The sequence below is a fragment of the Bifidobacterium sp. ESL0820 genome (assembly GCF_052606235.1).
This window is the reverse complement of the sequence record NZ_CP199594.1, coordinates 586,942-610,356: the sequence shown is the minus strand read 5'-3', so window position 1 is coordinate 610,356 and position 23,415 is coordinate 586,942. Positions and strand designations below refer to the sequence as shown.

The window sequence follows — 23,415 nt, the reverse complement described above, 5'->3', positions numbered from 1 at the left end:
CCGCGCGTATATTCTGCCGCGACGGACCCGTGGGGATTGGATGGCGCTGGGTGTCATGCTGCTTGCAGCCTGTGCAATATTCTTCATCAACCTCACCGCCTCCGGGTATGCCAACGAGTTTTATTCGGCTGCAGCCCAGGCAGGCTCGGTCAGCTGGAGAGCCTTTCTCTGGGGGTCCCTGGACTCAGGGAACGCCATCACCGTGGACAAGCCGCCGGCAGCCCTATGGTTGATGGCGCTTTCCGTGCGCATCTTTGGTCTGAATTCCTTTGCCATCCTCCTGCCGGAAGCGTTGATGGGAGTGGCGACCACCTACCTGCTCTATGCCACTGTGCGTCGGTACTGGGGCAACTGGGCGGGTATTGTCACCGGTTTCATCTTCATGCTCACTCCGGTAGCCGCGCTCATGTTCCGCTTCAACAACCCCGATGCCTTGCTGGTCTTATTGATGACCGGTGCCACTCACGCGCTCCTCAGATCCCTGGAGTATGCCAACCATCCTTCTGGCAATCGAAAGCGCACTTGGTGGATGGTCCTGGCCGGGGCTCTGATCGGGTTTGGCTTCCTTACCAAGCAACTGCAGGTGCTGCTCGTACTGCCTGGCTTTGCCCTTGCTTTTTTTCTGGCCTCGCCTACAGGCATGGTTCGTCGCATTCTGGATTCACTCGCTGCCATTGGTTCCATGATTGTCGCCGCTGGCTGGTGGGTACTGCTGACGGTCATCGTGCCAGCCAGCGACAGACCTTATATAGGCGGCTCCCAGCGCAATTCCTTCCTTGAGCTCACTTTCGGCTATAACGGTTTCGGACGCTTGACCGGCAGCGAAGAAGGATCCGTCATACCTGGCCACGGCCGCGAAGGTGGCGGCATGCCGGCTGGCGGCGGTCGCGGTGGTGGCATGTGGGGCCAGACTGGACTCAATCGTCTGTTCAGCGGCGAGTTCGGCACGCAGATTTCCTGGCTGGCTCCTTTGGCTTTCGCGGGCATTGTCATCAGCTTGCTGGTTATCGGCAGGGCCGTTCGCATTGACGTGCGCAGAGCCAGTGTCATTGCTTTCGGAGGTTGGCTGACCGTCACCTGGCTCGTTTTCAGCTTTATGGCCGGCATTTTCCACCAGTATTACACCGTGGCTCTGGCACCTGCCCTGGCTGCGATGGTTGCCATCGGCGCATTCAGTTTGTGGATCGCCCGGGACAAGCTCTGGGCCAGGATTGTCACGCCGATTCTTATCACCTTCGCGGCCTTCTGGGATTTCAGCCTGGCAGGTCGCTCCCAGTGGCTCCCCTGGCTCAAGTGGTCCATTCTCATAATCGGTCTCATGGGCGCCCTTGGTTTTGCCCTGGCTGGGCTGTTGCGAATACGACGACTCGCTCTTGTAGCCCTCATTCTCTCGGTCATAGGGCTTATGGCTGCTGGCCCTGCTGCATGGACGCTGTACACCGTATCCCAAGGACACATGGGATCAATCGTCCTAGCCGGACCCAACCTGACTTCAGGGAGCATGGGTGGCGGCCCCGGTGGTATGCCTGGGGGTGCTCCTGGTGGTGGCCAACCCGGCGGTGGCCAGGCAGGCGGCATGGCACCTAGCAATATGCAGCAAGGCTTACCTGGTGGTGACGGCGGTCCCATGGGCTCATATCAAATGGGCCAAGACCCGATGAATCAGCAGGGTCAGTCACGTAAGCAGGGCCAGATACCTGGTGGCGGTTCGAATAGTCAACAGGCTCCCAGCATGGGTTCTCAAGGGCCAGGTCCCATGGGCCAGGATTCCACGGGGTCACATGGGGAATCCACTTCGGGTGCGCCCTACATGCACTCACAGCGCAGGGGCAAATTTGGATTCCGTGGTGGATCAGAAGGAGGAAGGATAAGAGGAGGAGGTCTGCTTGGTGGAGGCCGGTCCAGTTCCAAGGTCGTCGCCAAGCTGGAAAAGGCATCCGATTCCTATCGCTGGGCTGCTGCCACTACGGGATCCCAGCAGGCGGCGGGCTATCAGCTGGCTTCTCAAAAGCCGGTCATGGCCATTGGTGGGTTCAATGGTTCCGACCCCTACCCCAGCTTGGAACAGTTCAAGCAGTACGTGAAGGGTAAGCAGATTCATTACTACATAGCCGGTGAGATGGGTGGCCATCAGATGGGAGGTTCAGACACTGCCACGCAAATCTCGCAGGGTGGCCAAGCACTACACCGCAACCACGGTTGATGGCATCACTGTGTATGATCTGACCCAGCAGCAGGCCAGCTGAGCGGTGGGAGTAGCTCTTGTCTAAGAGTTACTCCCAGGTTTGCGGCAACAAAATAAAGGCGAGGCGAGCTACTGACTTCTAATCTGTAGGTCGTGAGTAGTTGCATCTTTTGTGTAGCGCAAAAGTGTAAAGCAGTGAGCGGCCTGATAATACTTCAGCCCGCTCATTTTTATATTGACAAGTTCGCGCAGGAATTCAGATCTGATTATTGCAAGACCCTGCATTGCAGGCCAGATCACATCAAATCAAACTAAATAGAGCTATTGATTTCGTTGCATTCGTTTGCTTTGCACCGTAATAAGCAATTCCTACAAATGGCGGAACTCTATCGCCAATTATGGATTTAGGCGCACAAAATACAGCCGGATGTAGTTCTCTTCCGTCCACGGATGAGCGAGCCAGCATTCAATACGATTACTGATTCGTCATGTCGGCCTGATACCAAAGGACGGCGATGTTGATTCGGTCCCTGACTTTGAGTTTTGCCAGTATGCGGCTGACGGTCTTTTTGACCGAATCATGCTGCAGCTGGAGGCGCTTGGCAATCTCCGCATTCGTCAGGCCTTGACTAACCAGCGAAGCGACCTGAAGTTCGCGTTTGCCCAGTTGCTCGAATTTATGGCGAGCCTCAGACTCATCTTTGGCTTTTGGCCTCGGGACTCCTTTTCTGATCACTTCGGCCGTGATGCGCGGCGTGAGAATTGCATCGCCTGCATGTACCGCATGGATGGCTCTGTTCAGATCGGCTGTCTTGACATCCTTGAGCAGGAATCCAGATGCGCCTGCCCCTAAAGCTGTGAACGCATAGTCGTCCTCGTCGTAGGTGGTCAGAATGAGAATGCTCATTTCAGGATGGAGCTTTTTGATACGGCTGGTGGCATCCAGCCCGTCCATGACAGGCATGCGCACATCCATCAGAATCACATCGGGCAGAGATTGCTGATTGTCGGCGGCTGTGGCTAGCTGGTCCAGAGCCTCTTGGCCGTTGGCTGCCTGCGCAACGACATGTAAGGTTGGGTCCTTGGCGACCATGAGTGCCAGTCCCATGCGGGTCGGGCGCTGGTCGTCGACGATCATGACACGGATCATGCACTTTCCTCCTTGCCCGTGTTGTCAGCTGCCGTAGCAGCTAGCGAGGGTATGCGGGCCTGCAAGGTCCAACCGTCAGGACCAGGACCCGAATTGAAGCTGCCACCATGAGCTCGCAATTCGCCTCTTAACCTGGCAAGGCCTGTTCCGTTGTCGCCGCTATCGTCAGCATCATTGTTCAAAAGTTGGCCATCATCACGAATGGTAATGTTTATGCCGCCATGGCTGTCGTGATCCCAGGAGACCACAATACGGTTAACCTCCTGTCCGTGGCGGAGGGCGTTGGTGATCGCCTCCCTGGTGACAGTGAAGGCAAGGTCGGCCTGTTCGGAATCCTGTGGCCGACGGCCTGTCTCCGTCAGGGCAGTGCTGATGCCGACATGCCGGGCGTGGTCGAGGATGGGTTTGATGTCATCCCAGCTATGCCTCCCCCCTGTGGCTGGCTGTGGGTCGTTTTTTGGATCTGTTTCTGATTGCAGGGCTTTGACAGCCGTTCGGGTGTCATCCAGTCCCTGCCGTGCCAGGTCGTTAATCATCGAGATAGCCTCATCAATTTCCGGCTTTCCGCTGGCATGATCCAGTCCCTCAGATAGGGCGATAATGGCGGTCAAGTCGTGACCCACGCTGTCATGCAGTTGGGAGGCAACCCTGGACTGATGCATGGCCTGGTCCCGCTCATGGGCCAGGGTTAGAGCATACGAGCGCTCCTCCTCCAATGCCTGCTCCGACATGCGTGACTGCCTTACGGAGCGTGAGAGGAAGGCGACTGTCAGGCAGAGGGCGAAAGTCAATCCAGTCGGATACAGAAGGTCGGTGAAGTGGACATCACGATGCCAATTAGCAGAGAATGCAATGCTGAGCAGGCCCAGAATAGCGGAACTGCTCAGCCCAGCTGCCAGTGATGCCATGCTCTTAGATTCTACTGCGCAGGCGTAGAGGCTGACGAGCCAGGGAATGGTCAGGTAGGTGCATCCCGAGCCATAGATTGCGGCAGTCAGGACAAGCAGGCCACTGACCACCAGCAGGGTCGCCATAGGATATAGACGGCGCAGGCATAGGGTGACAAGTGCGAGAAAAATAATGACCACAAACAGGGGCAAGCCCCAGCTGGCAGACTTCATGACCTGGTAGAGGGTCTGGTTCGCGCAGCTTGGGACAAGGATCAGCCTGGTCAGCATCCCTGTCTCGTAGAGGGTGCAGAAAAAGACTGCCACGAAGGTCATATATGGCCGGTTCCACAACTGAATCCAGCCTTGAGTCTTCTTGCCTGCTCTCATCGGTGAGCCTCTTCCTGATAACTGCCGGTATTCCATTATGCTGTCAGACACTGTGATGTGCGACCTGGCAAGTGCTGCATCCTCACTTAATTGATGTTGTACTTGAGACTAAATGGCTCTGCGGGCCTCGTGCCGGAATATAAGGAGGCTGATCAGCACCCAGAGGATTGCCGTCATGCACGAGGCCGCCATAGAGGCCGTAGACGCGATATTGCCCATGTCACGGGCTGCGGATGCAGTGGTGATCAAGGCCAGCGGATACGGCAGCGCCAAGGCCGGTGTGGCAACCGACAGCACACAGCCTGCCAGAGTGAGCAGAAACATGATGCTCATAGTCGAGGCAAAGGATTCGGCTCTGGCAGCTATGGCCTGGGTCAGAGTCATAATGGCCCACACTGCCAACGTCATTGGTGCGCCACGTAAGAGATAGGGACCGAGTTCCGCTGGGCCGAAGCCTCCTATAAGAACACCCACGAGTATGAATTCGGATTCAAAGATGGCGACGGTAAGGAGGGAGGCCAGCAGTCCATGCATCACCTTCCCGGCTAGGGCAGTCCCGACCATGCCTGAGGCATTAAGACGCTGCCAGTTTCGTCCCTTGTGCTCGTTGGCTTCAACCTGGGCTGCAAAGGCCGCGACCAGGACTGGCATGAAGACCATGCTTGGCAGAAGGATCGCCTGCCCCCAGACCGCAGCCCAGGTCACCCCTTGAGCCTGGAAGTCCGGTTTGTAGCTCTGATACTGGTCCCAACCGTTGAAGATTCCGACGGCGTCGAAGAGCATGGTGGCCAGCCAGTACCAGAGATTGCCGGCCTTGCGGATCTCCCATTTGAAGGCGGCGGCGATCGATGGCTTGTGGCGATGCATCGGGGTGATGGTTATAGCGTTTGCAGGGTATTGCCTGTTCATCGGCCTGACTCCTTGACCTTGACGATGAGTGCTGATATTCCCGACCAGATAATGTATGCCAGAAGGCTGGTCAGGACTTTTGGCCAGGGATTGGCGACCAAGGTCATTCTGGCAAAACCATCAGAGCTGGCTGAAAACAGGAACGGGCTGGCCGCGGAACTGATCCCGGCTGGGAAGAACCAGCCCAGAGCCGGCATATTCATCGCGCCCAGTCCAGTCCCGATCAGACCGGCTATCACACCCAGACCCAGGCCTATGGCTTGTTTATCTATCGTCAGCGAGAGGGCGAGTTGTATAGCTGTGACCGCCATGGTTGAGAAGCAGGCAATCAGTGCCGGAAGGAGTATGTATTCGGCCAGACTGCCATCGAGATGGAACCCTTGTGCTGAAGCTGACAGCGGTATACACGCCAGAGGAATCACGAAGCATAGCGAAATCACACACCCCGTAACTACGAGCTTGGCAAGAAACCTCCCAGTCGCACTCTGGCCTAGGGATCGCCATTTGAGATCCATGCGCTCGCTGCTCTCCATGACGGCAAGCCGGCTGGTCAGCAGCGCTGCAAGGATGGGTGCCAGCAGACCGACAGTTTGGAATATCTCACCTTGGGCAAGGGCTACGGTACGAGTGGCGGGGTTCGCAGACTCGGCTCGTTTCATGAAGGCCAAGCCCGACCATGCCGAAACCAGGGCAATCATGCCCAAGGCCATCCACCAGAATGAGGAGCCTTTCAACTTGCGAAGCTCCATCGAAAGCAGAACAAGCAGCCCTCCAGGATGGGATGAGCGTGGCGGTTTCCCCAATCGAAATTCTTCGGACCGTATGGAGATTGATTTGACAGAGCTCATCGTATGCTCCTCTGTTTATGACCGGACGGCTGCATAGGGCACTGCGCTGCATGACTCTGCGGGTTTTCCACGAGTTCAAGGAAGGCCTCTTCCAAGCTCTTGCGTTCGGAAGCGACACGGTATACCTGCAGACCATGCGATACCAGCCGAGCCACCAGCGCTCCGATTTGCGAATCGGTTATCTCGGGAATACGCAGGGTTGCGCTCTTGCGGATATATTCGTGGTGAATGCCTTGAGTTTCGAGCATCTCTGACGCGAGCCCAGGATCGGATACTCGTAGATCGATATGACCCTCTTCGCGCAGATTTTCCAATGTCCCCTGGTAGAGCAGATGACCGTCGGCAATGATGCCAACTACCGGAGCCATCTTTTCGATTTCGGACAGGATATGGCTGCTGATGATGACGGTGACTCCCTCGGATGTAGCCAAGTCCATGATCATCTGTCGCACCTCGACCACAGCTGCGGCATCCAAGCCATTGGTGGGCTCATCCAGGAGCAGGAGCTCCGGCTGCGAGATCAGCGCCATGGCGATGCCCAGCCGCTGCTTCATCCCCAGGGAGTAGGCGCCCGCCTTCCTCTTCTCGTATCCCCGCAATCCAACCTTGGTTAGCACTTCTGAGGCAGCCGAAACTGGCAGACCCAGATAATCGGCTACCATGCGGCAGTTATCCAGTCCCGACAGGCCTGGATAGAAGCTGGGTCCTTCAATCATGGAGCCCACACGGCCCGGCTGGATCGTGGTTTTCTTTCCAACCTGCTGTCCTAGCAGCCACATGCTCCCCGCAGTCGGTTTTGTCAATCCCAGAAGGAGCTTCATGGTGGTCGATTTTCCGGCTCCGTTTGGTCCCAACAGTCCATAGACCCCGCCAGCCGGCACTCGTAGATTCAGCCCATCCACGGCTTTGAAATCTCCATAGGCCTTGACCAGCCCCTGTGTAACCACAGCCAGTTGCGGATCATTGTTTCCGTCCGTATATGCCATTGCGCCTCCCCTTCCAATCGGAATTCAACTGATTCCTATGCAAGTTCGGAGCGCACAGGTCTTCAAGACGGAAAAAGGAAATGTCCCCTGCAGAGGACATGCCAATACAGAGTAAGACAGTGTTTCTTAATATTGAGCCAAACCGAGTTAACACATGAGTTTCATAGCAGCTTCAATGAGCACATGCACAGTTTTAAATTCAATAGGTCCCGGCTTATGCGATTGATGCATTAGGTGCAAGAATACAGTCTTTATAAAATGTCATGCCAGTATTTGCGTGAACTATAGGTAAAACTGAAATGGCTCAATTGTGGACGATTCATTTGCTTTGGCTTCTCAACGAAGAGAGGCACATGGAGGAAAGTTATCAAAACGTTTTCTCGAAAACCTGATCAAGAGCACTGTAATACTCTTGCTCTTCTTCGAGTTTTCTCGTACTCTTACCGATGTTGTACAAACAGGATCCCAACATAGAGCCTAGCTGATAAGCGAGTTCCTTGCCCAGCCTATCAGCTTTTGCCTTCTCGGAACGGGCATGTTTATTGAACTGTTTACTTCGGCCAAACATCTTGATGTGGATGAAGATTCTGTTATCTTGTCGCGAAAGGTATACGCAGAAGTTGTAGTAGTCTCTTTTGTGATCAGGATGGTACAAGATGATACAGTCATGAATGGTCTTGCAGAACACTTTATAAGTTGTTATTTTGCCATGTGAAAAAGCAAGTGGTATGCCGACGTTCTCAGCAGTCTGTTCAAGGCGAATTTTTATATCGTTCAGGGAAGTTGAGTTTGATTCATCGTCGAAGTAGATGGTGGCATGGAAATCAGCCATGTCCTTCTCCGTCAGCATAGTTGTATCTTCAATTCTTATGACTACTATGGTTGCGCCGCTAAGGACGACGGCGCACGTTTATCGAGCGGACACCAGCTTGTGGGCCAGAAACCCATCGGTGTCCGAGTAGATGGTCATCCACCCCAGCAATATGAGCAGAGCAAGCATGAAATGCCAGCCTGAAGATCCTGCAACCAGGATGGAAACCACCGCAATAATCAGGAAATTCGTGATCAGCACATAGATGATTCGCTGTGCGGCGCTCGCCAGAAAGACCCCATAGGAGAATCCTCTTGGATGCATCCAAATAGGCAAACAGGCAAGTGCTACGACAAGGAGGAAAAGCAGAATGTAAATAATGACCTGCAACCATGTGGGCCGCTTGCCTACCCATTCTTGAGCAGTGGAGATCATCCAGCCTGCCAGAAAGGCAATAAGAGGAACCAGGATGATGACCAATACGAGTTTGCCTAAACGCCGCAGGATCTTGTCCTTGGTACGACTTGCGCTCCAATCCCCCACCACGGAATATTCGTTGGCGTTGGTGCGAAACAATACGGGCCCCATGGCATTATTCAGCAGCAGCAGAATCGGCGACTGTATCAAGGTCTGCACAAACAGGATCAGCAGAGAGGTAAACCATGGTTTTTGAACTTGTATTACATATGCGGGATCGATGTGAACCATACCTCTCAGCAGTCGCAGGAGCCAATCGCTGAAAGGAAGGACAGAGAGCCCGGAGGCGATTTCATTTGCTGTTTCCAAGTCCATTGAGCCGCGAACAGCCACGAATCCCAAACCCAATCCGAGAATCAGGGCAACAAGCACTCCGACTTTCTTATACCATTCACTCATTCGTATAATCCTCCCGTTCGCGATCAGATGTTGTACTGGTGTACGAACAGCGCGGCTCCAAGCAGGACGATTTCTAGGAGCCAGATCAGCAGCCGCTTTCCTATGCTGGTATCGACTTCGATCACATGGGTGACATAGGCTGAACCGGCTAGGGCCAGCGTGCACAGTAGCGAATAGACAATGTGCGGATGCGCCAACCGGTTCGAGTCAGCAAAAACCACACAGCATCCGGCAATGAGGAGCATCATGACGTAAGAAACGACGTCTCGACCCACGTCATCGCAAAAAACTGGAGCGTATCTGCATGTGAGGAAACAAACCAAGAAAGCTATGAGCAAACATAGTGATGTAAACAAGGTTTGTTGCACATAAAAAGGCATGCTCAAAAAGGTATGAATGGTTTTGATGGCACTTTTTGAAGCAATCGGGTTGTCCCCGGTAGAAGACAAAAATATGGGTGTGATATAGACGTTCAGGGCCATGACAATGACAGCGATGGCGATTGAAGTAAACGACAGGTAAGCTTCGTTACTGTAAGGAACAGCAGCCGGGGATGTGGGTGCAGACGGATATGGCGAACTGCCTGATGGTCCGGAGCCTGCTGAGGGGCCAGCTCCAGAAGGGCTAGTGCTGGAAGGACCACTGCTGGAGGGGCTGCCAGGAGCTGTCGCAGGGCTTGAGCCATAAGGAGACGATGATGACCCATACGGCGATCCTGAAGTGCTGTATGGCGACCCTGCAGGCGCTCCCCCCGTGCTTGACCCGGATGTATTGTATGTGCTCATAGTGTTGCCTCTCTATGCCTCTTCTGTTAAAGCTCCCGGTTCACTACCGTCTGAACATTGAGAAGAAGCCCCCTCTGCCGTCTTGCTTCTCGTTTGCCTGCATCTTTTGATGGATCTTCGAAAGCAACGATCTGAAGTCGCCGCTATTGAAAGAGGAACCGAATCGCTTTTGATATCGGTCGATCAATTTATTGAGTTGACGATCGTCTTCCAGCAACTTATTGATGGAAGATGATTTGAATCCTGCATCACCCATCTGTTGGGCTGCAAAGTTGATGAATGGCCCTTCCTGAATGAGGACGTGCCGTGACTTGTTCAACACATAAGGCAGGTAGGTGGCCAGGAGCAGCATGACCTCAGTTTCATTGTGCAATGCCGCGACCTGCCTGAGCACCTGACAGAGCATAGTGGCTATCGTTTGCATCGGCATCGACTGCATCCATGCAGTCTCAATCTGCCCGCTTTCGGTAGCGACTGGTGCAATACTGATAGCCAAGTGTTCAATATAGGCATTCAGCTCATTGCCGGCCTTGTTGACAGCTAGTTTTGGTCCTGCTTGACGGATGCTCTTGCAGAGGGCATCAATCAGAATCTGATCCTGACGACGGTTGGAAGCGGCCTGTGCTAATTGGCTCAATCGGAGGGCCTGCATGCACAGATTGACATGATCGGGTATTGCCAGTCCGGTTTCCGAGCAGAACTTCTCCAGCGTCTGAGCATCCTGGGCCTGCGACTGAGTGTTCGGTATGAAGTTGACCTGCTGATCAAGTTCTTGCACTTTCTGCCAGACTTCCGACTTTGTCATCCCCGGCAGCTGGCTCATCAGCGACAGGCATGCAACCCCCCAAGCGACTGACTGTCCATGCAGGGACCAGGACTTGTCCAGGAGGGCGTCAGCTTGGGTGATGATGAAATTGCCAATGGGCGAATGTAGAAGCTGGGCAAGGAAACGGTAATAGGGCACAGGATCCGATTGGCTTTGATCGCCCAGAGCCAGCAGGTGGTCCAAGGCGACGTCCGTGCGTCCAGATTTCAAGAGGGAAGCAATATGGTTGATGCGGTTCGGTTCGGGCTCCTGGAGAAATATCTGCCAGAGCCTGGCCACTGCCAGATTCTCCACGTCCTTTGCGGTAGGCCGGGCCTCTACGACCAAGAAGCCAAGCATCGAGACCAGAGCAGGATCCTGTCCCCACTGCGACACAAGAGACTCAAAAATGGCGCTGCCGGTGCTAGCCGAGCTGGTTGCCAGGCTGGTGACGAGCTTGTTCACCGCTGCCGCATTCTCACGACCCAAGCTTGCCAGCATCTCTTGCCCAGAAACCCCTTGCGGCAAACCGCCAATCTGGGTGAAGGAAGACAACAAGGACGATGAAAGAATGGACGCATAGGCTCTCACAGTCCATGGAACCTGCCCGTTGCTCTGCCCCAGGTCGAGGGCGGCACTGCCATCCTCTGTCAGCAGGCGGAAGAGTTCCACATTCAAATCCCGTCCCGTTACCTGGCTGAGAGTTTGAGCCAGGCTGCGGTTCTGCTGATACAAGTCTTCGCTGACATTGCTGGCTGTGAACATGGTTTTCAGACGATTCACCAGCTCTGTGGCGGCGTGGGCGGCTACATTTGGCTGCGCTTTACCTATGGCTTGGATGCCGCCTTCCACAGCGCCCGTCCATTCTTTCGGCATGACTTGGGCACCAGAGGATTCAAGCAGGCTGTCAACCATGGACCTGCACTGTTCGGGTGTGCCGAAATCAACAAGAAAGCTGCATCCCCTGCTGATCTGATCGCTGGTGCAATCAACAGCAGCCATGGTTCCCGCAGCCAATTGGCATAGGATATAGCCAGTGCCGACACGGGCATCGACATCCGCATATTCTGTCGCATCCAGATAGCTGTTGTTTACCGACAGGCTGTCTGGCGCGTAGCAGAGTGCCGATGCTGCAAACTCACAGAAGGCATCGACATCCTCGTTGGCATCCGGTGGAGCGGGCAACTCCCCTGTTTCAAAATTGAAAACGAAATTGTAGGCCATAGAGGCATCGCCAATGCCATGAAGACAGCCTTTTACGGCCCGAACAACCACAGCAGGCGTGATTTGCAGATCATACTCGTAGGAGGAGAAGGCGTAGCTGCGTGCCTGTCTGACTGGAAGAGCGTATTCCAGCGCAGCTACCCAGAGTGCAAAATTGTCCTTGTCGTCAACGATGACGAGTTTATGGGGATAGCCGCCTTCGTTGCGTGTCAACAGGCATCGCAACATCAGCTCAAAGGCATCAGACCGATCGTCCTCAAGAAAGTCTTGGACAGCCTGAAGGCTGATGCTCGGATTGCTCTCTATCGACAGCGAAGGCAGAGGGTCGGGGGTTGTCTGTGAACGGGCCAGGTCCGCGTCCATCCACGTCAGGAAGGAAGCAGAATCGATGTATTCACAAGGATAACCCTTTACCTGTTCGATCGGCAGGGCGAGAACGTGGCTGATGAAATTGCCCCCTCGGACGGATCCTTCGGGGTAGTCCCGTCCTATATAGGAACACAAGGCCATGCCGTAGAGATGATCTGGACCCTCTAATGGCCCGAAGAACTCTCGCCTGGGGAAGAGACTTTGCGCTTCCTCCTTGGAGGGCAGGGCCGGCAGGTCCGCTTGACGGGGCGGTTGATAGGATTGCAGCAGTCCGATGGCATCGCCGCTGTTGATCCACTTGCCCATCTCAGGGGAATAGGAGTAATTCTGAAAGCCTGAAGAGGTCCCGGAAATGCCGCGCCGGCAGGAAGTATAGATGATCTGTTCAGCCTTCATAGTGAGTCCTTTCCGATGCAGCCGAGTTCGATGACAAGAGGCGCTGATCCTGCTCGCTCATATCAAGCCCCGAATGTGCAGAATCCAGAACATGGCATCTTCAATGCGTTTAGGCACTGGCGGGGCTATTTCGTTGTTCTGTTCAGGCGCCCTGCCGATGGCAGAGAAAGCCATGCAGGAATTGGTCGTATAGTTCATGTCCAAAGCGGAAAGGAAATCTCCCTGGTTCCAGGTTGACAGCAGCCCGCGCATCTCCTGGTCGACTGCTTGGCGATCGGCATCATCGAATTTTCCCAGCTGAACGTGAGGTGATGGCTGGGCTAAAGCAGAGCCTGGGGGCAGAATGCCGGCATCCTCCAAGACATCAAGCTTTGAAAAAGCCGCAGCCACCGGAATGTCGATTTTGTCAGTCTGCTTCATGTTCCGATCACGCCGGATCAGATCGGCGACCCGATTGAGCACCTCTGCTGGTTCGGATACCTCGCCCTCGTCAACAGAAGTGGAGGTCCTCACCGCCTCCTCATCATCGATGGCCGAGCGAACGGCACTGTTGGCCAAAGGATCGATGAGGAAAATGATGCCAGAGGAATGCGAGACATACTTAGCCAGGATTCTGATCGCCTCTTCGCTCTCCCAATCCTCGCCAGCTGAGTCGAAGAAGACCAGAGTCATCGCTTGGATCTTCTTGAACAGTCCGGTGGACTGGAGCTTGAGCGTGCCGAGAATCGGTCGGTTCTCGGTGACTGTTTGACCAGCGATGTGGCTCTGTGTCTGTGGAATCAGATGATGCAGCCGATACAGATCCTCTTCAAAACGCTCCTTGTACTGTTGCTGGTCTTCGGGGCCATACAGTTGGAAGGTTCCATTGAACGGACGGAAAAGACGCTTCATCATCTCATGGATGAGCACACCCACATATGTGGACTTGCCTGAGCCTCGAGTGCCGATCAGGGCGACGATGGCCTCTTGATCGGTGTCGATGGTGACGGGGAGGGGGTTATGGCAGTCGGGACACACCCGAGTGTGACTCACCTGGTTGCACCAGTCGCAGACAGCCTTATCAGGCATGGAGAACTTGGTGAATGCCGAACTGGGAGCGCGAAAGTGGTGAGGCCCCTGAATTCGAGGCACGCCCTTGTAGGCAGCCATTTTAGGATCGTCCTCGCCGGCGCCGGCAGGCACCAGCACATTGCCATCGGCATCCTTTTTGCCGCAGATCTTGCGCATGTCACAGGCGAATTCAACATCGTAGATTTTGTGTTCGCTAAAGCAGAAGGGGCATACATAGTGCAATTTCATGCTTATTTTCCTATCTGTGGGTGTGTTCCCGGGTTAAGCTGCAGGTCGATGCGGTCGTATGCTGAAGGGTCATCGAAAAACAGTTTGTAATAGAGCCCCTTGTTGAGCAGCTGTGCGGGCAGGTCAAAGGTCCAGTTACCGGCTTCGGCCTGGGCAGGTACGTGGAACAGCTCGATTCCCTGACCTGAGAAAACGGGGATGCTTTCCTTCTGGACGCGAAGGGTGCAGGCCGGCAGAGCCACCTCGCTGGACAGGACCAGCCTGGCGGACTTGACCTTGCCGAAGAAGGATTTGGCCTCAACCCTGTAATGCGCTTTGCCTCCTCCGCCGAAGGAGAAAGTCTTGAAGCTGGGTGCGGAATAGGATGCGGAGTCTCCCGTGCCCAGTTGGGCAAAGAGACTGAAGTAGTAGGTTACGCCCAGATCCAGGCCCTCCAGCTCGATGGCTTTGTGGAGATCATAGGTTTTTCTGTTGATCAGCTTGCTGGCCGCGCCGCTCTCCCCCGCTGCACTGGCAAAACGGTCAGTCCTCCAGGCTATGAGCACATTCTCGCTGTCTTCGGGCCATTCAAAGATGATGTCGACGTTGGCTCCGCTGGCCACCACCTTGGTTATTGAAACGGCTTGTTTGCTGGTCACCATGGTTGAGCAGCCCACCAGGGCCGTATCATTACGAACAGTGGCCGCAATCAGCTGGTAGACCTGGTCGTCTGGAAGGGTAAATGTGCCCTTGCCTACGCTCTTGACGGTTAAGGAGAGGGGGAGGACTTTGGTCTCCAGTTCTGAAACTGGCATAATGTCGCCAGAAGTCAGCTCGACTTTCTCTGGGCTGTAGTAGAAGCGTGCCTCACCCTTATCAGGGTTGTCCCATTCCAGATCAAAGGAACCGTCCTCCTGGAGCTGAGGAAGCATAAAATCAATTGGATCCGGCGGCGCGCTGGGTACGCCTGAGCAGGTCTGACCGCTCGAGTAAGCGGTGCCACCGTCCTTGGTGTGGTACTTGACGAAGATGGTGTAGTAATAGGTCACGCCGTTGCTCAGACCCTGATCCAGAAGGCCTCCTTCGGCAACATTGGTAACCCGCTTGCCCTTTCCGGGTTTGTCTGGTGCGGAGTGTTCATCCCGCCAAACCTCGACCTCTGACGGCTTGGGAGGTCCAGCCCAACGGATCTGGATGGATCCTTCAGAGGCGCTGACCTCGACTGCATGCACGTCGAAGAGGTTTCTGACCGGTTGGGAACAGGTCAGATCTGAGGTAAGCGGGCCCAGTACTGTCGCAACCGCGTAGCAGTAGTCGGTATTCGCTTTCAGGCCGTGATCCGTATAGCTTGTGCCAGCAGTACGGACCAACGTTTCGCCGTCTTCAACATCGAGTGGGCGTGACCCCTCCTTGCGTACGAGCAGGTAAGAGGCCTGCTTCGTTTTGGAGGGTGACCAGGTAATGACATTGCACTGGCTGTTCTGCTCAACCCTGACGCTCACTTTTTCCGCAGCCTGTGGCGGTGTGGAGGCCAGAGCAACAGCCAGACCAGGGTAATCAGCGCAAGCTTCGTAAGCCCTTACGACGGCTTGGGTATCAGGATGCTTGGGATCTTCTCCATCCATGATCGACTGGGCTGTGCTGATTCCAGTGTCGATCCGCTCGACCAGGTCCTGTCTGTCAAACTGGGGTGCTCGCTTCTGGATGTCCTGATAGAGCTTCTTCGCCTCGACCAGATGGTTGGCGTTTATGGCTTCCTGCAGGCTTTGAACTTGCGAGCCAAATTGCTTTATGCCCTGTTCAAGACGTGCCTTGCATTTGGCGATGTCAGGCAGATTCTTCCAAAGTTGCTCTGCGTCAGCCAGTAGCTGCTGGGCCTGGTCGAAGTTCAAGTGTTCTACGGCGGATGCTGCCTCGTCGCATAAGGAGGATGCGCGTCCAAGATCGCCAAAGTCCATGGAGCACTTGGTGCAGAATTTTGCCGAGGCCGGGTTGCTCGTCCCGCATTTGGGACAGTCGATATGGGTCTTCCCGCCGCAGCTTGGGCAGACTGCCAGCCCCTGGTCGATCAGCGTGCCGCACCAGAAGCAGACCTCCTTCTTAGCAGGTGTATCCGCTCCTTCTTTCTCGGGGGGAGCAAAGGCAATGCCATGCTTTACACAACGCCCCAGGATGTAGTCCATGGCTTCGTTTTCGTCCAAAGGGATGCCATGCTTGGCGGCGCTTGCAACCAGCCTGTTCGCGTATGACTCGGCCGTAGATGCATCCAAATGCTTGGACACCGAGCAGCCCTCGGCCATCTCGGTGAGAACCTCGTCAAGGCTGCAGTAGGACATGTAGTTGTCATACTCGCTGCGCTTGTCTTCGCTGGCGAAGATGCGGGCGCATTCCCCATAGAGTTTACGCCGATCCGCCACTTCAGTGGTGGCCTTGTTGGGTAGTGCTTGTTTATCCTCCTGGGCCCACTTGGCCCATTGCCCTGCTGGGGTGCTCCTGATCTTGGTAACGCCACGATCCTTGCCTAGAAGGTCGTAGAAATCTGAATAACCGTATGCAGCCAGTGTGCTTTGGGTGTTATGGAAGGTCGTGTAGCCCTTGGGTCTCGACAGATCCTTGCCAGCGGGCGCCTGCTCACCCTGTTTGATCTCGATGCCAGAGGGTGCCAAGCGTTGTACAGTAGCCTGGTCTATGGTCAAGTCCAGATCCTTCTGCACCTTTTTGATGACCAGATCCACTTCGCCCTGGAGCAGGTAAGCACCGGAATGGGCTAAGGCGAAGACATTGATTTGCTGTCGGATCTTTTTCTCTACCTGGTTTTTGGCATCCTCCCACTGAGTCTTGCGCTTTTCCATAGTGTCCAAGTGCTCTTTGGCTTTGGGCAGGAGGTCAAGGCTATGCCCTGCTCGGCTGGCCTTGGCGGAGTTTTTTACTTTGTCGGAGGACCACTGCCGTTCCTTTTGTGTTTTGGCGGCATTGAAAGCGGCTTCGAAGGCGGGATCATCGTCGCTGGAGCCCACCAAGTCATTGGCAAAGTCGAAGAGGCCAAGTAGCAGGTAGTAGTTTGTTTCATTCTGCATGGTGCCGGTTTCCTATCTGACCAGCCCATCGCCACTGCTGATGACTCGGGCGATCTTGGAGAAACTCTCGACCAGATGACTTGCGTCTGTCAGTTCTGACAGGTCCTGGATGGAGGAGATCTGTTTCAAAAAGTACTCGTCTGCCCCACCGATACCTATGCCGATGGTGTTTATTCCCCGCTTCCAGACAGAGTGCGCGCACCGTATAGCTTTTTTACTATCGTCCCATACGCCATCAGTCAAGATAAGAGCCAGCTTAAACTTTCCATAATGCGAGAAAATATGTTTTACATATGAGAGAGGATCGTCTTCGTTTCCGCCGCCTACCTCATCTGAGTCAAAATGCGATTGAAGCTTTAAGATGCTGTGTTTTAATTTTAACCTGTTACTTGTGGCTTTTTGATAGATCTTATGTGTGTCAGCGAAACCAACTATTCCTATATGTATGACTTGAACATCGATCTGATCAACGAATCGCTGAGCAGCTTCAATCGCATCTCTGAAGCTAACAGTCATACTGCCCGACATGTCGATGAATATATAAATCTCTCCCGTTTTGGGAATGCCGGGATTAGCTGTTTGCTCTACTTGATCATTCTCCAGAGGAGAACGGGTGGCCCAGCTCAAGTCCTCAGGCACCGGCTCACGGTGCATGGGCAATGAGGTATTGGTCTCGGTCTGAACCGCGCTGATTGCGATTACCCCATTTTCGTCGTAGCTGTAGGTCACGTCGATGAGTGTGCGCCCATCGCCTACATAGGGAATATCGGTGAAGACATACTTGCCGGCCACCTCGTTATCCAGAGGTGCGGGTTCCTGCCCTTGGAGTAGGTATACTTCCAGCTCTCCTCCGGAAGTGGGCACCCGCAGCTCACGTCGTTGGGTCTGCCGGGCGGGGATGGGCGAGTTCTTGGGAATCAGGATGTCATTGACGTAGTGGGACCGGTCCGATGACTCAGCAATCATTCCTAGGCTGTGCGAGGTGACGTCGGTCACCTTGCGTCCGCCTAGGAGCATGCTTGGTCCATCAGATGGACTGGCTGAGGATCCGGAACCCAGCAACATAGTTGGAGCTCCTGAAGCATTTTGATTGGCACGGATTGCTGCGCCCAGGGCTACGGCCTCGTCAACATTCACGCCGCCCAGAGGAGGCTTGCCGGACATGCGTTCGATGTAGTCGTGGACCTGTTTCATTCTGGTGGATCCTCCCACCAGGATTGCTCCGTCAACATCCTGCCAGCTGACGGGTGGATCCATGCTGGCAAATAGCCTATCGACGATATCCGAGGTTTCCTGGAGCATGAAAGAAGTAATATCGTCAAACTCATCCCGGGTCAGCTCATACTTGCCGGTATGCCCTTGGTAGGAGACGCGGATGGGCGCAGAGTTGGCCCTGGAAAGGCGTTTCTTCGCCTTTTCCGCCACTACTGCTAGTTGACCCATCTGCTCTGAGTCGTCGCTCAAATCAACATCGAACTCGTCCGAGAATTGGTCGGTGATCCAACGAACCAAGGCATCGTCCCAGTCCTTGCCGCCCAGCATATGGCTGCCATCCGAGCCCAGGACTCTGATCTCTTCGCCGTCCACCTGTGCAAGGGTCACATCGAAGGTACCGCCGCCAAGGTCGTAAACCAGGACCTTGCGGGAAGCCCCGTCCGCGTTGAGGCCGTAAGCAAAGACGGCTGCCGTCGGCTCATTGAGCAGTCCGAGGACTTTCAGGCCCGCTTTGGAGGCAGCTTCCAAAGTGGCTTCTCGCTCGGAGTTCTTGAAATAGGCAGGCACAGTCACCACTGCCGCATCTATGGTCTCTCCGGATACTTCCTGAGCTTGTTGGACCAGCCCGCGCAGCAGGATCCCGGCCAGGTCGCTGGCAGAATACTGGCTGCCGCAGAGTGTCAGTGAAAAGTCCTTTTGCCCCATTGAGCGTTTGAAGAAGGCAGCGGTCTCGGTATAGCCCAACTCCTGCTGTTCCTTGGCTTCTGCACCGATAAGGGTTTTACCTCCAGGCATGACGGCGACCACGGATGGGGTCACGGCCTCCCCTTCCGGGTTTCTGATGATGACGGCATGACCCGTGGTGGGATCGATGCGCCCCACTGCCGAATATGTAGTTCCCAGATCGATTCCGACTGCAATACCCATCGTCTTCAAGCCTTTCTTCGCTGCCTGCTCGTTTTCCCTGCCGAATTGAAAAGGGCTTGTCCTTGAACCGGCAGATGGTGAATGGTCGGTCAGCCTCCCGGAAGGCTGACCGACTTATAGATGCACTTATTCCATCGACAGACTGGTGGATGTGCTCACACGCTCCTTGGCCTCCTGGAGCTCCTGATCGTCAAGCGCGTTCTCTGCCTTCCATTCGGCATCGATATCGCTCCCGGAGGTCTCGTCTTTTCCATGCAGTTTGACCATGCCGTCAGCGGTGAGCTTCAGGGTGATGGAGATGACCGACTGGGCTGGCGTGTTGGGCTTGAGGTTAAGCTCCGCGGTTCCCAGGAAGCGATCCTCATCAACCGGGTAGGTGTCTACCTTGTCAGGAGTCTGATAGACGCGGATCTCCACCTTGATCTGGTTGTCCTCAGCCGTGCCGAACTGCTGAGTCACCTCGGCTGGTATTTCGTCATCCTTCTTGATCAGGTTGAAAATCTTCTCCTGTCCGTCTTTGGCATCAGTGGCTTTGACTCCAAAACTCTTGGTGGAGACGGACACAACCTTGAGGCTTCCGCTGGAAAGCGTCGGCATGGCGGAACCGCCGCCGGAAAGTGTGGGCAGGATTCGCGATTCACCGGTTTCCTTGTTGACGGCGACTTCGTTGCCTTCCGCATCGGTTGACTTGGTTTCGTTTTCGCTGAGCTTGGACTGTTCGTCAGCCTGAAGCATGGCGTAGATGGCGGCGCCCTTGGCGACAGCCTCGTCCGGCTCATACACCTTGGGCTCTATTCCCAAGCGAGACTTGACTCCTTCTTGAACCTGAGGCATCTTGGTGGAGCCACCCACCAAGAGAATCTCATCGACGTTTACTCCTTCGGCCTTGGCAGTGTTGATGGCCTTTTCCGATAAGTCCAGGGAGGTATCCAGCAGGGCTGCTGTGGCATCGTCGAACTCTTCGCGAGTGATTTCGACCTGCGCCCTTTTGCCATTGAAGTTGAGCACGGCCTTGGCGCTCTTCTTGTTGCTCAGCGTCTGTTTGGTCTTTTCGGCCGTGATGGCAAGATCCTGAAGGAAGGTTTCATTATCGTCGGCATCCATTGGACTCTCGTCACTGCCGGTGGACTCCATGTATTTGTCCACCAAAAGCTGACTCATAGCCTCGTCCCACTTTTTTCCGCCCAACTCGTGATCGCCCTCGGTGGTGACCACCCTGATGGTGCCCCCTGAGATCTTCATAATGGTGATATCGAAGGTGCCACCGCCAAGATCGTAGATCATGACATTCTTGTCTTCAGTTGAAGTCGTTACACCGTAGCAGATGGCTGCGGCCGTAGGTTCTTCGATGATGGCGAGCACATTGAGGCCGGCGATCTCCCCTGCCTGCTTGGTAGCCGTACGCTCTGCCTCACCAAAGTATGCAGGGCAGGTGATGATGACATCCTTCACGTCATCGCTGAGCTGATTGCTGGCTTGGTTGGCCAATTCCTTCAGTATGTAGGAGGATACTTCAATGGGAGATATGTCCTTGCCGTCGATGTTGATGGCGATCTTGCTCTTGCCCATGAGCTGTTTGACGAAAGCTATGGTTCTGTCAGGCTCCAAAACTGCCGAATCCTTGGCTTCTTGCCCGACAACCGGGGTTCCATCCGTGTCCCACTGCACCACTGATGGAGTGGTATCGGCATTGGTGTCAAGATTCTTGACTACCGTGGGACGACCATCCTCGTCTTGATAGGCAATGCAGGAATAGGTGGTTCCTAGGTCGATGCCGTATACGTATTTTGACATGCTGTCTGCTTCTTTCTGGTGAAATGTTGATTGGCTGGTTTGTCTAAGCCCTGGGTTCTGATTTCTGCGTTTCAGGTGGAACAGCGCTGCCGGTCCCAATGCTGGAGTTGGAATCAAGGTCGCCTGGCTGATGCTGCCGGTGGCTGGACGGCAGCAGTCGGTACACGGTTACCCTCTCTTTGAACACGCTTTCCTGGCCTCGCCTATACCCGGGCGCCAGCGACTGAGCAATGGTCTTGTGCTTGTTGGGATCATCGGTGTCCACAGGTTTGACCATTCGTTGCCACTTGCCTTGGAAGGGCTCTCCTGGCTGGCTGGACACCTGTTCTACATCGTTTTTATTGAGTATGTCCTTCAGGACATCTTCGACATTGGTCAATTGCTCCGCAGCCAGCTGGGAACCTGGCTGGTCTCCCAGCCCTATCTTCATCTGACGAATGTCGTCCAATTCCGCGGCGATATCATAAAGAATCGGCCTCAGCAGGTCGTTTTTGATCCCCTCACGGAGCGCCTTCAACTCCTGGTGCTGTCGATCTATGACCGTCTCTTTGGTCTGGTCATATTGCAGCCGCTGGCTGAACAGAGCTTGAAGCTGATCCATTGTCTTACCCAAGGAATCGATTGACTTTTGTATGTCCATGGCCACGGCATTCGGATTGCCGTTGATCGGATTGGATTCCGGAACTGCTTCTGCATGGTCAGGTTCTACAGCCGTCTCGGCTACCCTAGGCCCGGAGACAGGAGCATCCTTGCTGTACGCTGCCTTTTGCCTGGGCTCCGGTGGGAAACTAGGCAAAGGCATGTCTTCCTCTGCTTCTCGGTTCTCCATTGTTTCTGCTCCTTTATCGCCTTTCGCATTAGATCTATATGACGGTTGGCCGCTCATTTGCGGTCGCCTGCTTCATGTCATTGACTGCTTTGCTTGCTTCCCCCCTGTCCGGCCAGCAGCTCTTCATACAGGCCAGCTACTGGTTTTTCCAGCGGCAGGCTGGCTTTGGAGAAGGTCTGCATGCTGAGGTCCTTAGCCAAATTCGGATCGCAGTTTTGAAGGATCCAGCTCATTACCGCGTTGACATTCAAGGGTTTAAAGGCATTGCCATTCCCAGCCGTATGGCCTATTGCACTGACTGCGAAGAAACGCGAACTCTTGAAATTCTGCTCAATGAGATCAACGATTTCGGGCATATCCATGTCCACCAGGAACTGTCGGCATAGCAAGTCCATGAGGTCGAAATCATCAGTGAATCTCTCCGTGTTCGCTGCTCTGATTTTCATCACGCCCTTGTTGCCGAAGCGATCATCCAACCCTTCCGCCTCATCGAACTTATTGAGGACAACGGCAAGTGGCATGGAGAGTTTTCCGCTTTTATCGATTTTCGTGTTCTCGCGCAGGTCATTGTTGAGAGCGTTCATCACGTCTTCCAGACTTGCTGAGCTGACAGCGCTCTGATCACCGGCATCCATTTGATTCCCGAAAAGCGCCTGAGCCTTCGGCAGTGACATGGGATCGATCACCAGAACAATGCCATCACAGTGCTCGTACTGACGTTGTTGCTCGTTTTCGCTGTTGCCGACGAAGGTCTCTCCAGCGATGTCGTAGATTTGCATCAGTCGACGGGGCTTCAGCTTCTCTCCTTCAAGATAAAAGCTGAAGGAGATTGTGCTGGAGATATCGGTGCGTGTAACGGTGGCCGTCTTTTTTACGGTACCGTTCTGATAGTCCATGGTCATAGCGCTGTACATGCTCTTCTTGCTGTCATCGTAGAAATGTGTCGTCAATCCGTGGGCTGATGCCTGATGGTCGATAAGATCCTTGACATAGGCAGTAATGAAGGCGCTTTTACCAGCCGACTCGCCTCCCACGATGGGAATACACACGGTATGACTTCCGGCACCTTGCACGGTTACTTCTCGTCCCGACTTCCAGCAGTTGGGGCAGATGGCATCAAGCGACCTGCGGGGGTTCTTCAGAACAAGTAGACTTGAAGGCAGTTTGGCTCCGCATGTGCATCTGTGATGCAGGGCACCAAATATATTTGGTGACAGCTCTTGATGTTTGGCTCCGCAGGAGGGACAGATGTAAACCGGGTATGCGAACCGCGTGTGACAGGTGTCACAAACTAGTGAAACCCTGCGCAGTTTCATCATCACCAGCTCTATGACAAAGATGATGCCTGTGTAAGCGATGCCGATGATGTCGACGACAAGGAATATGGCGATGTGAGGGATGAGCATAAAGAAGCAGAAAGTGACACCGGCCAAGATGGTCATAGTCGCTGCACCTATCCAAAAAGTGTAGCTGAATATCCACCACAACACGTTTATAATTATGTTGTCGATTTTGCTCATGAAATTCGGCGAATCTTCTATTGTATTTGCCAAAGAAAATAAAGATTCTTCGATATTCTTCAGAGCAGAGGTGACCACCTGCTTCAGATCCGCTAAACCTGGCCCGAAATAATAAGAATGCTTGGCTGGCTCCTTGGCAGCTTGGCTCATATTG

The 23,415-nt window shown here is 54.4% G+C and carries 16 protein-coding genes; 1 reads left to right on the top strand and 15 read right to left on the bottom strand.

Annotated features, from left to right (window positions below):
- Nucleotides 1–40: 40 nt before the first annotated feature.
- Complete coding sequence (locus ACUIAH_RS02565) at nt 41–2,203, top strand: glycosyltransferase family 39 protein (protein ID WP_445341316.1); 2,163 nt, start codon at nt 41–43, stop codon at nt 2,201–2,203.
- A gap of 457 nt (nt 2,204–2,660) precedes the next feature.
- On the opposite strand, the gene ACUIAH_RS02560 is transcribed toward ACUIAH_RS02565, so the two are convergent.
- From ACUIAH_RS02560 to ACUIAH_RS02490, 15 genes are all read right to left on the bottom strand, one after another.
- Nucleotides 2,661–3,335 carry a response regulator transcription factor gene (locus ACUIAH_RS02560; protein WP_445341315.1) on the bottom strand — a complete coding sequence of 225 codons (675 nt, stop codon included), beginning with the start codon at nt 3,333–3,335 and terminating at the stop codon, nt 2,661–2,663.
- On the bottom strand, nt 3,332–4,558 hold the full coding sequence (locus ACUIAH_RS02555) for a sensor histidine kinase (protein ID WP_445341314.1): 1,227 nt from the start codon (nt 4,556–4,558) through the stop codon (nt 3,332–3,334). Before ACUIAH_RS02555 ends, ACUIAH_RS02560 begins: the two co-directional genes overlap by 4 nt.
- A gap of 162 nt (nt 4,559–4,720) precedes the next feature.
- Nucleotides 4,721–5,521 carry an ABC transporter permease gene (locus ACUIAH_RS02550; RefSeq protein WP_445341313.1) on the bottom strand — a complete coding sequence of 267 codons (801 nt, stop codon included), beginning with the start codon at nt 5,519–5,521 and terminating at the stop codon, nt 4,721–4,723.
- Nucleotides 5,518–6,369, bottom strand: a complete 852-nt coding sequence (locus ACUIAH_RS02545; protein ID WP_445341312.1) for an ABC transporter permease — start codon at nt 6,367–6,369, stop codon at nt 5,518–5,520. Before ACUIAH_RS02545 ends, ACUIAH_RS02550 begins: the two co-directional genes overlap by 4 nt.
- Nucleotides 6,366–7,355 carry an ATP-binding cassette domain-containing protein gene (locus tag ACUIAH_RS02540; protein ID WP_445341311.1) on the bottom strand — a complete coding sequence of 330 codons (990 nt, stop codon included), beginning with the start codon at nt 7,353–7,355 and terminating at the stop codon, nt 6,366–6,368. Before ACUIAH_RS02540 ends, ACUIAH_RS02545 begins: the two co-directional genes overlap by 4 nt.
- Nucleotides 7,356–7,722: 367 nt before the next feature.
- Complete coding sequence (locus ACUIAH_RS02535; protein WP_445341310.1) at nt 7,723–8,187, bottom strand: hypothetical protein; 465 nt, start codon at nt 8,185–8,187, stop codon at nt 7,723–7,725.
- Between the two features lie 78 nt (nt 8,188–8,265).
- On the bottom strand, nt 8,266–9,042 hold the full coding sequence (locus ACUIAH_RS02530) for a hypothetical protein (protein WP_445341309.1): 777 nt from the start codon (nt 9,040–9,042) through the stop codon (nt 8,266–8,268).
- Between the two features lie 23 nt (nt 9,043–9,065).
- Entirely contained in the window at nt 9,066–9,827 is a 762-nt protein-coding gene (locus ACUIAH_RS02525; protein WP_445341308.1) for a hypothetical protein, read from the bottom strand.
- Nucleotides 9,828–9,870: 43 nt separating this feature from the next.
- Nucleotides 9,871–12,621: a GAP1-N2 domain-containing protein gene (locus ACUIAH_RS02520; RefSeq protein WP_445341307.1), complete on the bottom strand. Its 2,751-nt coding sequence runs from the start codon at nt 12,619–12,621 to the stop codon at nt 9,871–9,873.
- A gap of 57 nt (nt 12,622–12,678) precedes the next feature.
- Nucleotides 12,679–13,848 (bottom strand): hypothetical protein, encoded by a 1,170-nt coding sequence (locus tag ACUIAH_RS02515; protein WP_445341306.1) that lies wholly within the window; start codon nt 13,846–13,848, stop codon nt 12,679–12,681.
- Between the two features lie 74 nt (nt 13,849–13,922).
- Nucleotides 13,923–16,976 carry a double zinc ribbon domain-containing protein gene (locus ACUIAH_RS02510; protein ID WP_445341305.1) on the bottom strand — a complete coding sequence of 1,018 codons (3,054 nt, stop codon included), beginning with the start codon at nt 16,974–16,976 and terminating at the stop codon, nt 13,923–13,925.
- Nucleotides 16,977–16,988: 12 nt separating this feature from the next.
- Nucleotides 16,989–19,073: an Hsp70 family protein gene (locus ACUIAH_RS02505; RefSeq protein WP_445341304.1), complete on the bottom strand. Its 2,085-nt coding sequence runs from the start codon at nt 19,071–19,073 to the stop codon at nt 16,989–16,991.
- Nucleotides 19,074–19,244: 171 nt separating this feature from the next.
- Entirely contained in the window at nt 19,245–20,912 is a 1,668-nt protein-coding gene (locus tag ACUIAH_RS02500) for an Hsp70 family protein (protein WP_445341303.1), read from the bottom strand.
- A gap of 43 nt (nt 20,913–20,955) precedes the next feature.
- A complete protein-coding gene (grpE, locus tag ACUIAH_RS02495) occupies nt 20,956–21,798 on the bottom strand; it encodes a nucleotide exchange factor GrpE (protein ID WP_445341302.1) in 843 nt (280 codons plus the stop codon).
- A 20-nt stretch (nt 21,799–21,818) separates the two neighbouring features.
- A complete protein-coding gene (locus tag ACUIAH_RS02490; protein WP_445341301.1) occupies nt 21,819–23,411 on the bottom strand; it encodes a TRAFAC clade GTPase domain-containing protein in 1,593 nt (530 codons plus the stop codon).
- Nucleotides 23,412–23,415: the final 4 nt, after the last annotated feature.

Excerpts from the sequence above, each read along its gene's own strand:
- ACUIAH_RS02565 (WP_445341316.1), top strand. The coding sequence starts at position 41 with ATGGCGCTGGGTGTCATGCTGCTTGCAGCCTGTGCAATATTCTTCATC.
- ACUIAH_RS02560 (WP_445341315.1), bottom strand. The coding sequence starts at position 3,335 with ATGATCCGTGTCATGATCGTCGACGACCAGCGCCCGACCCGCATGGGA.
- ACUIAH_RS02555 (WP_445341314.1), bottom strand. The coding sequence starts at position 4,558 with ATGACCTTCGTGGCAGTCTTTTTCTGCACCCTCTACGAGACAGGGATG.
- ACUIAH_RS02550 (WP_445341313.1), bottom strand. The coding sequence starts at position 5,521 with ATGAACAGGCAATACCCTGCAAACGCTATAACCATCACCCCGATGCAT.
- ACUIAH_RS02545 (WP_445341312.1), bottom strand. The coding sequence starts at position 6,369 with ATGAGCTCTGTCAAATCAATCTCCATACGGTCCGAAGAATTTCGATTG.
- ACUIAH_RS02540 (WP_445341311.1), bottom strand. The coding sequence starts at position 7,355 with ATGGCATATACGGACGGAAACAATGATCCGCAACTGGCTGTGGTTACA.
- ACUIAH_RS02535 (WP_445341310.1), bottom strand. The coding sequence starts at position 8,187 with ATGGCTGATTTCCATGCCACCATCTACTTCGACGATGAATCAAACTCA.
- ACUIAH_RS02530 (WP_445341309.1), bottom strand. The coding sequence starts at position 9,042 with ATGAGTGAATGGTATAAGAAAGTCGGAGTGCTTGTTGCCCTGATTCTC.
- ACUIAH_RS02525 (WP_445341308.1), bottom strand. The coding sequence starts at position 9,827 with ATGAGCACATACAATACATCCGGGTCAAGCACGGGGGGAGCGCCTGCA.
- ACUIAH_RS02520 (WP_445341307.1), bottom strand. The coding sequence starts at position 12,621 with ATGAAGGCTGAACAGATCATCTATACTTCCTGCCGGCGCGGCATTTCC.
- ACUIAH_RS02515 (WP_445341306.1), bottom strand. The coding sequence starts at position 13,848 with ATGCGCAAGATCTGCGGCAAAAAGGATGCCGATGGCAATGTGCTGGTG.
- ACUIAH_RS02510 (WP_445341305.1), bottom strand. The coding sequence starts at position 16,976 with ATGCAGAATGAAACAAACTACTACCTGCTACTTGGCCTCTTCGACTTT.
- ACUIAH_RS02500 (WP_445341303.1), bottom strand. The coding sequence starts at position 20,912 with ATGTCAAAATACGTATACGGCATCGACCTAGGAACCACCTATTCCTGC.
- grpE (WP_445341302.1), bottom strand. The coding sequence starts at position 21,798 with ATGAGCGGCCAACCGTCATATAGATCTAATGCGAAAGGCGATAAAGGA.
- ACUIAH_RS02490 (WP_445341301.1), bottom strand. The coding sequence starts at position 23,411 with ATGAGCCAAGCTGCCAAGGAGCCAGCCAAGCATTCTTATTATTTCGGG.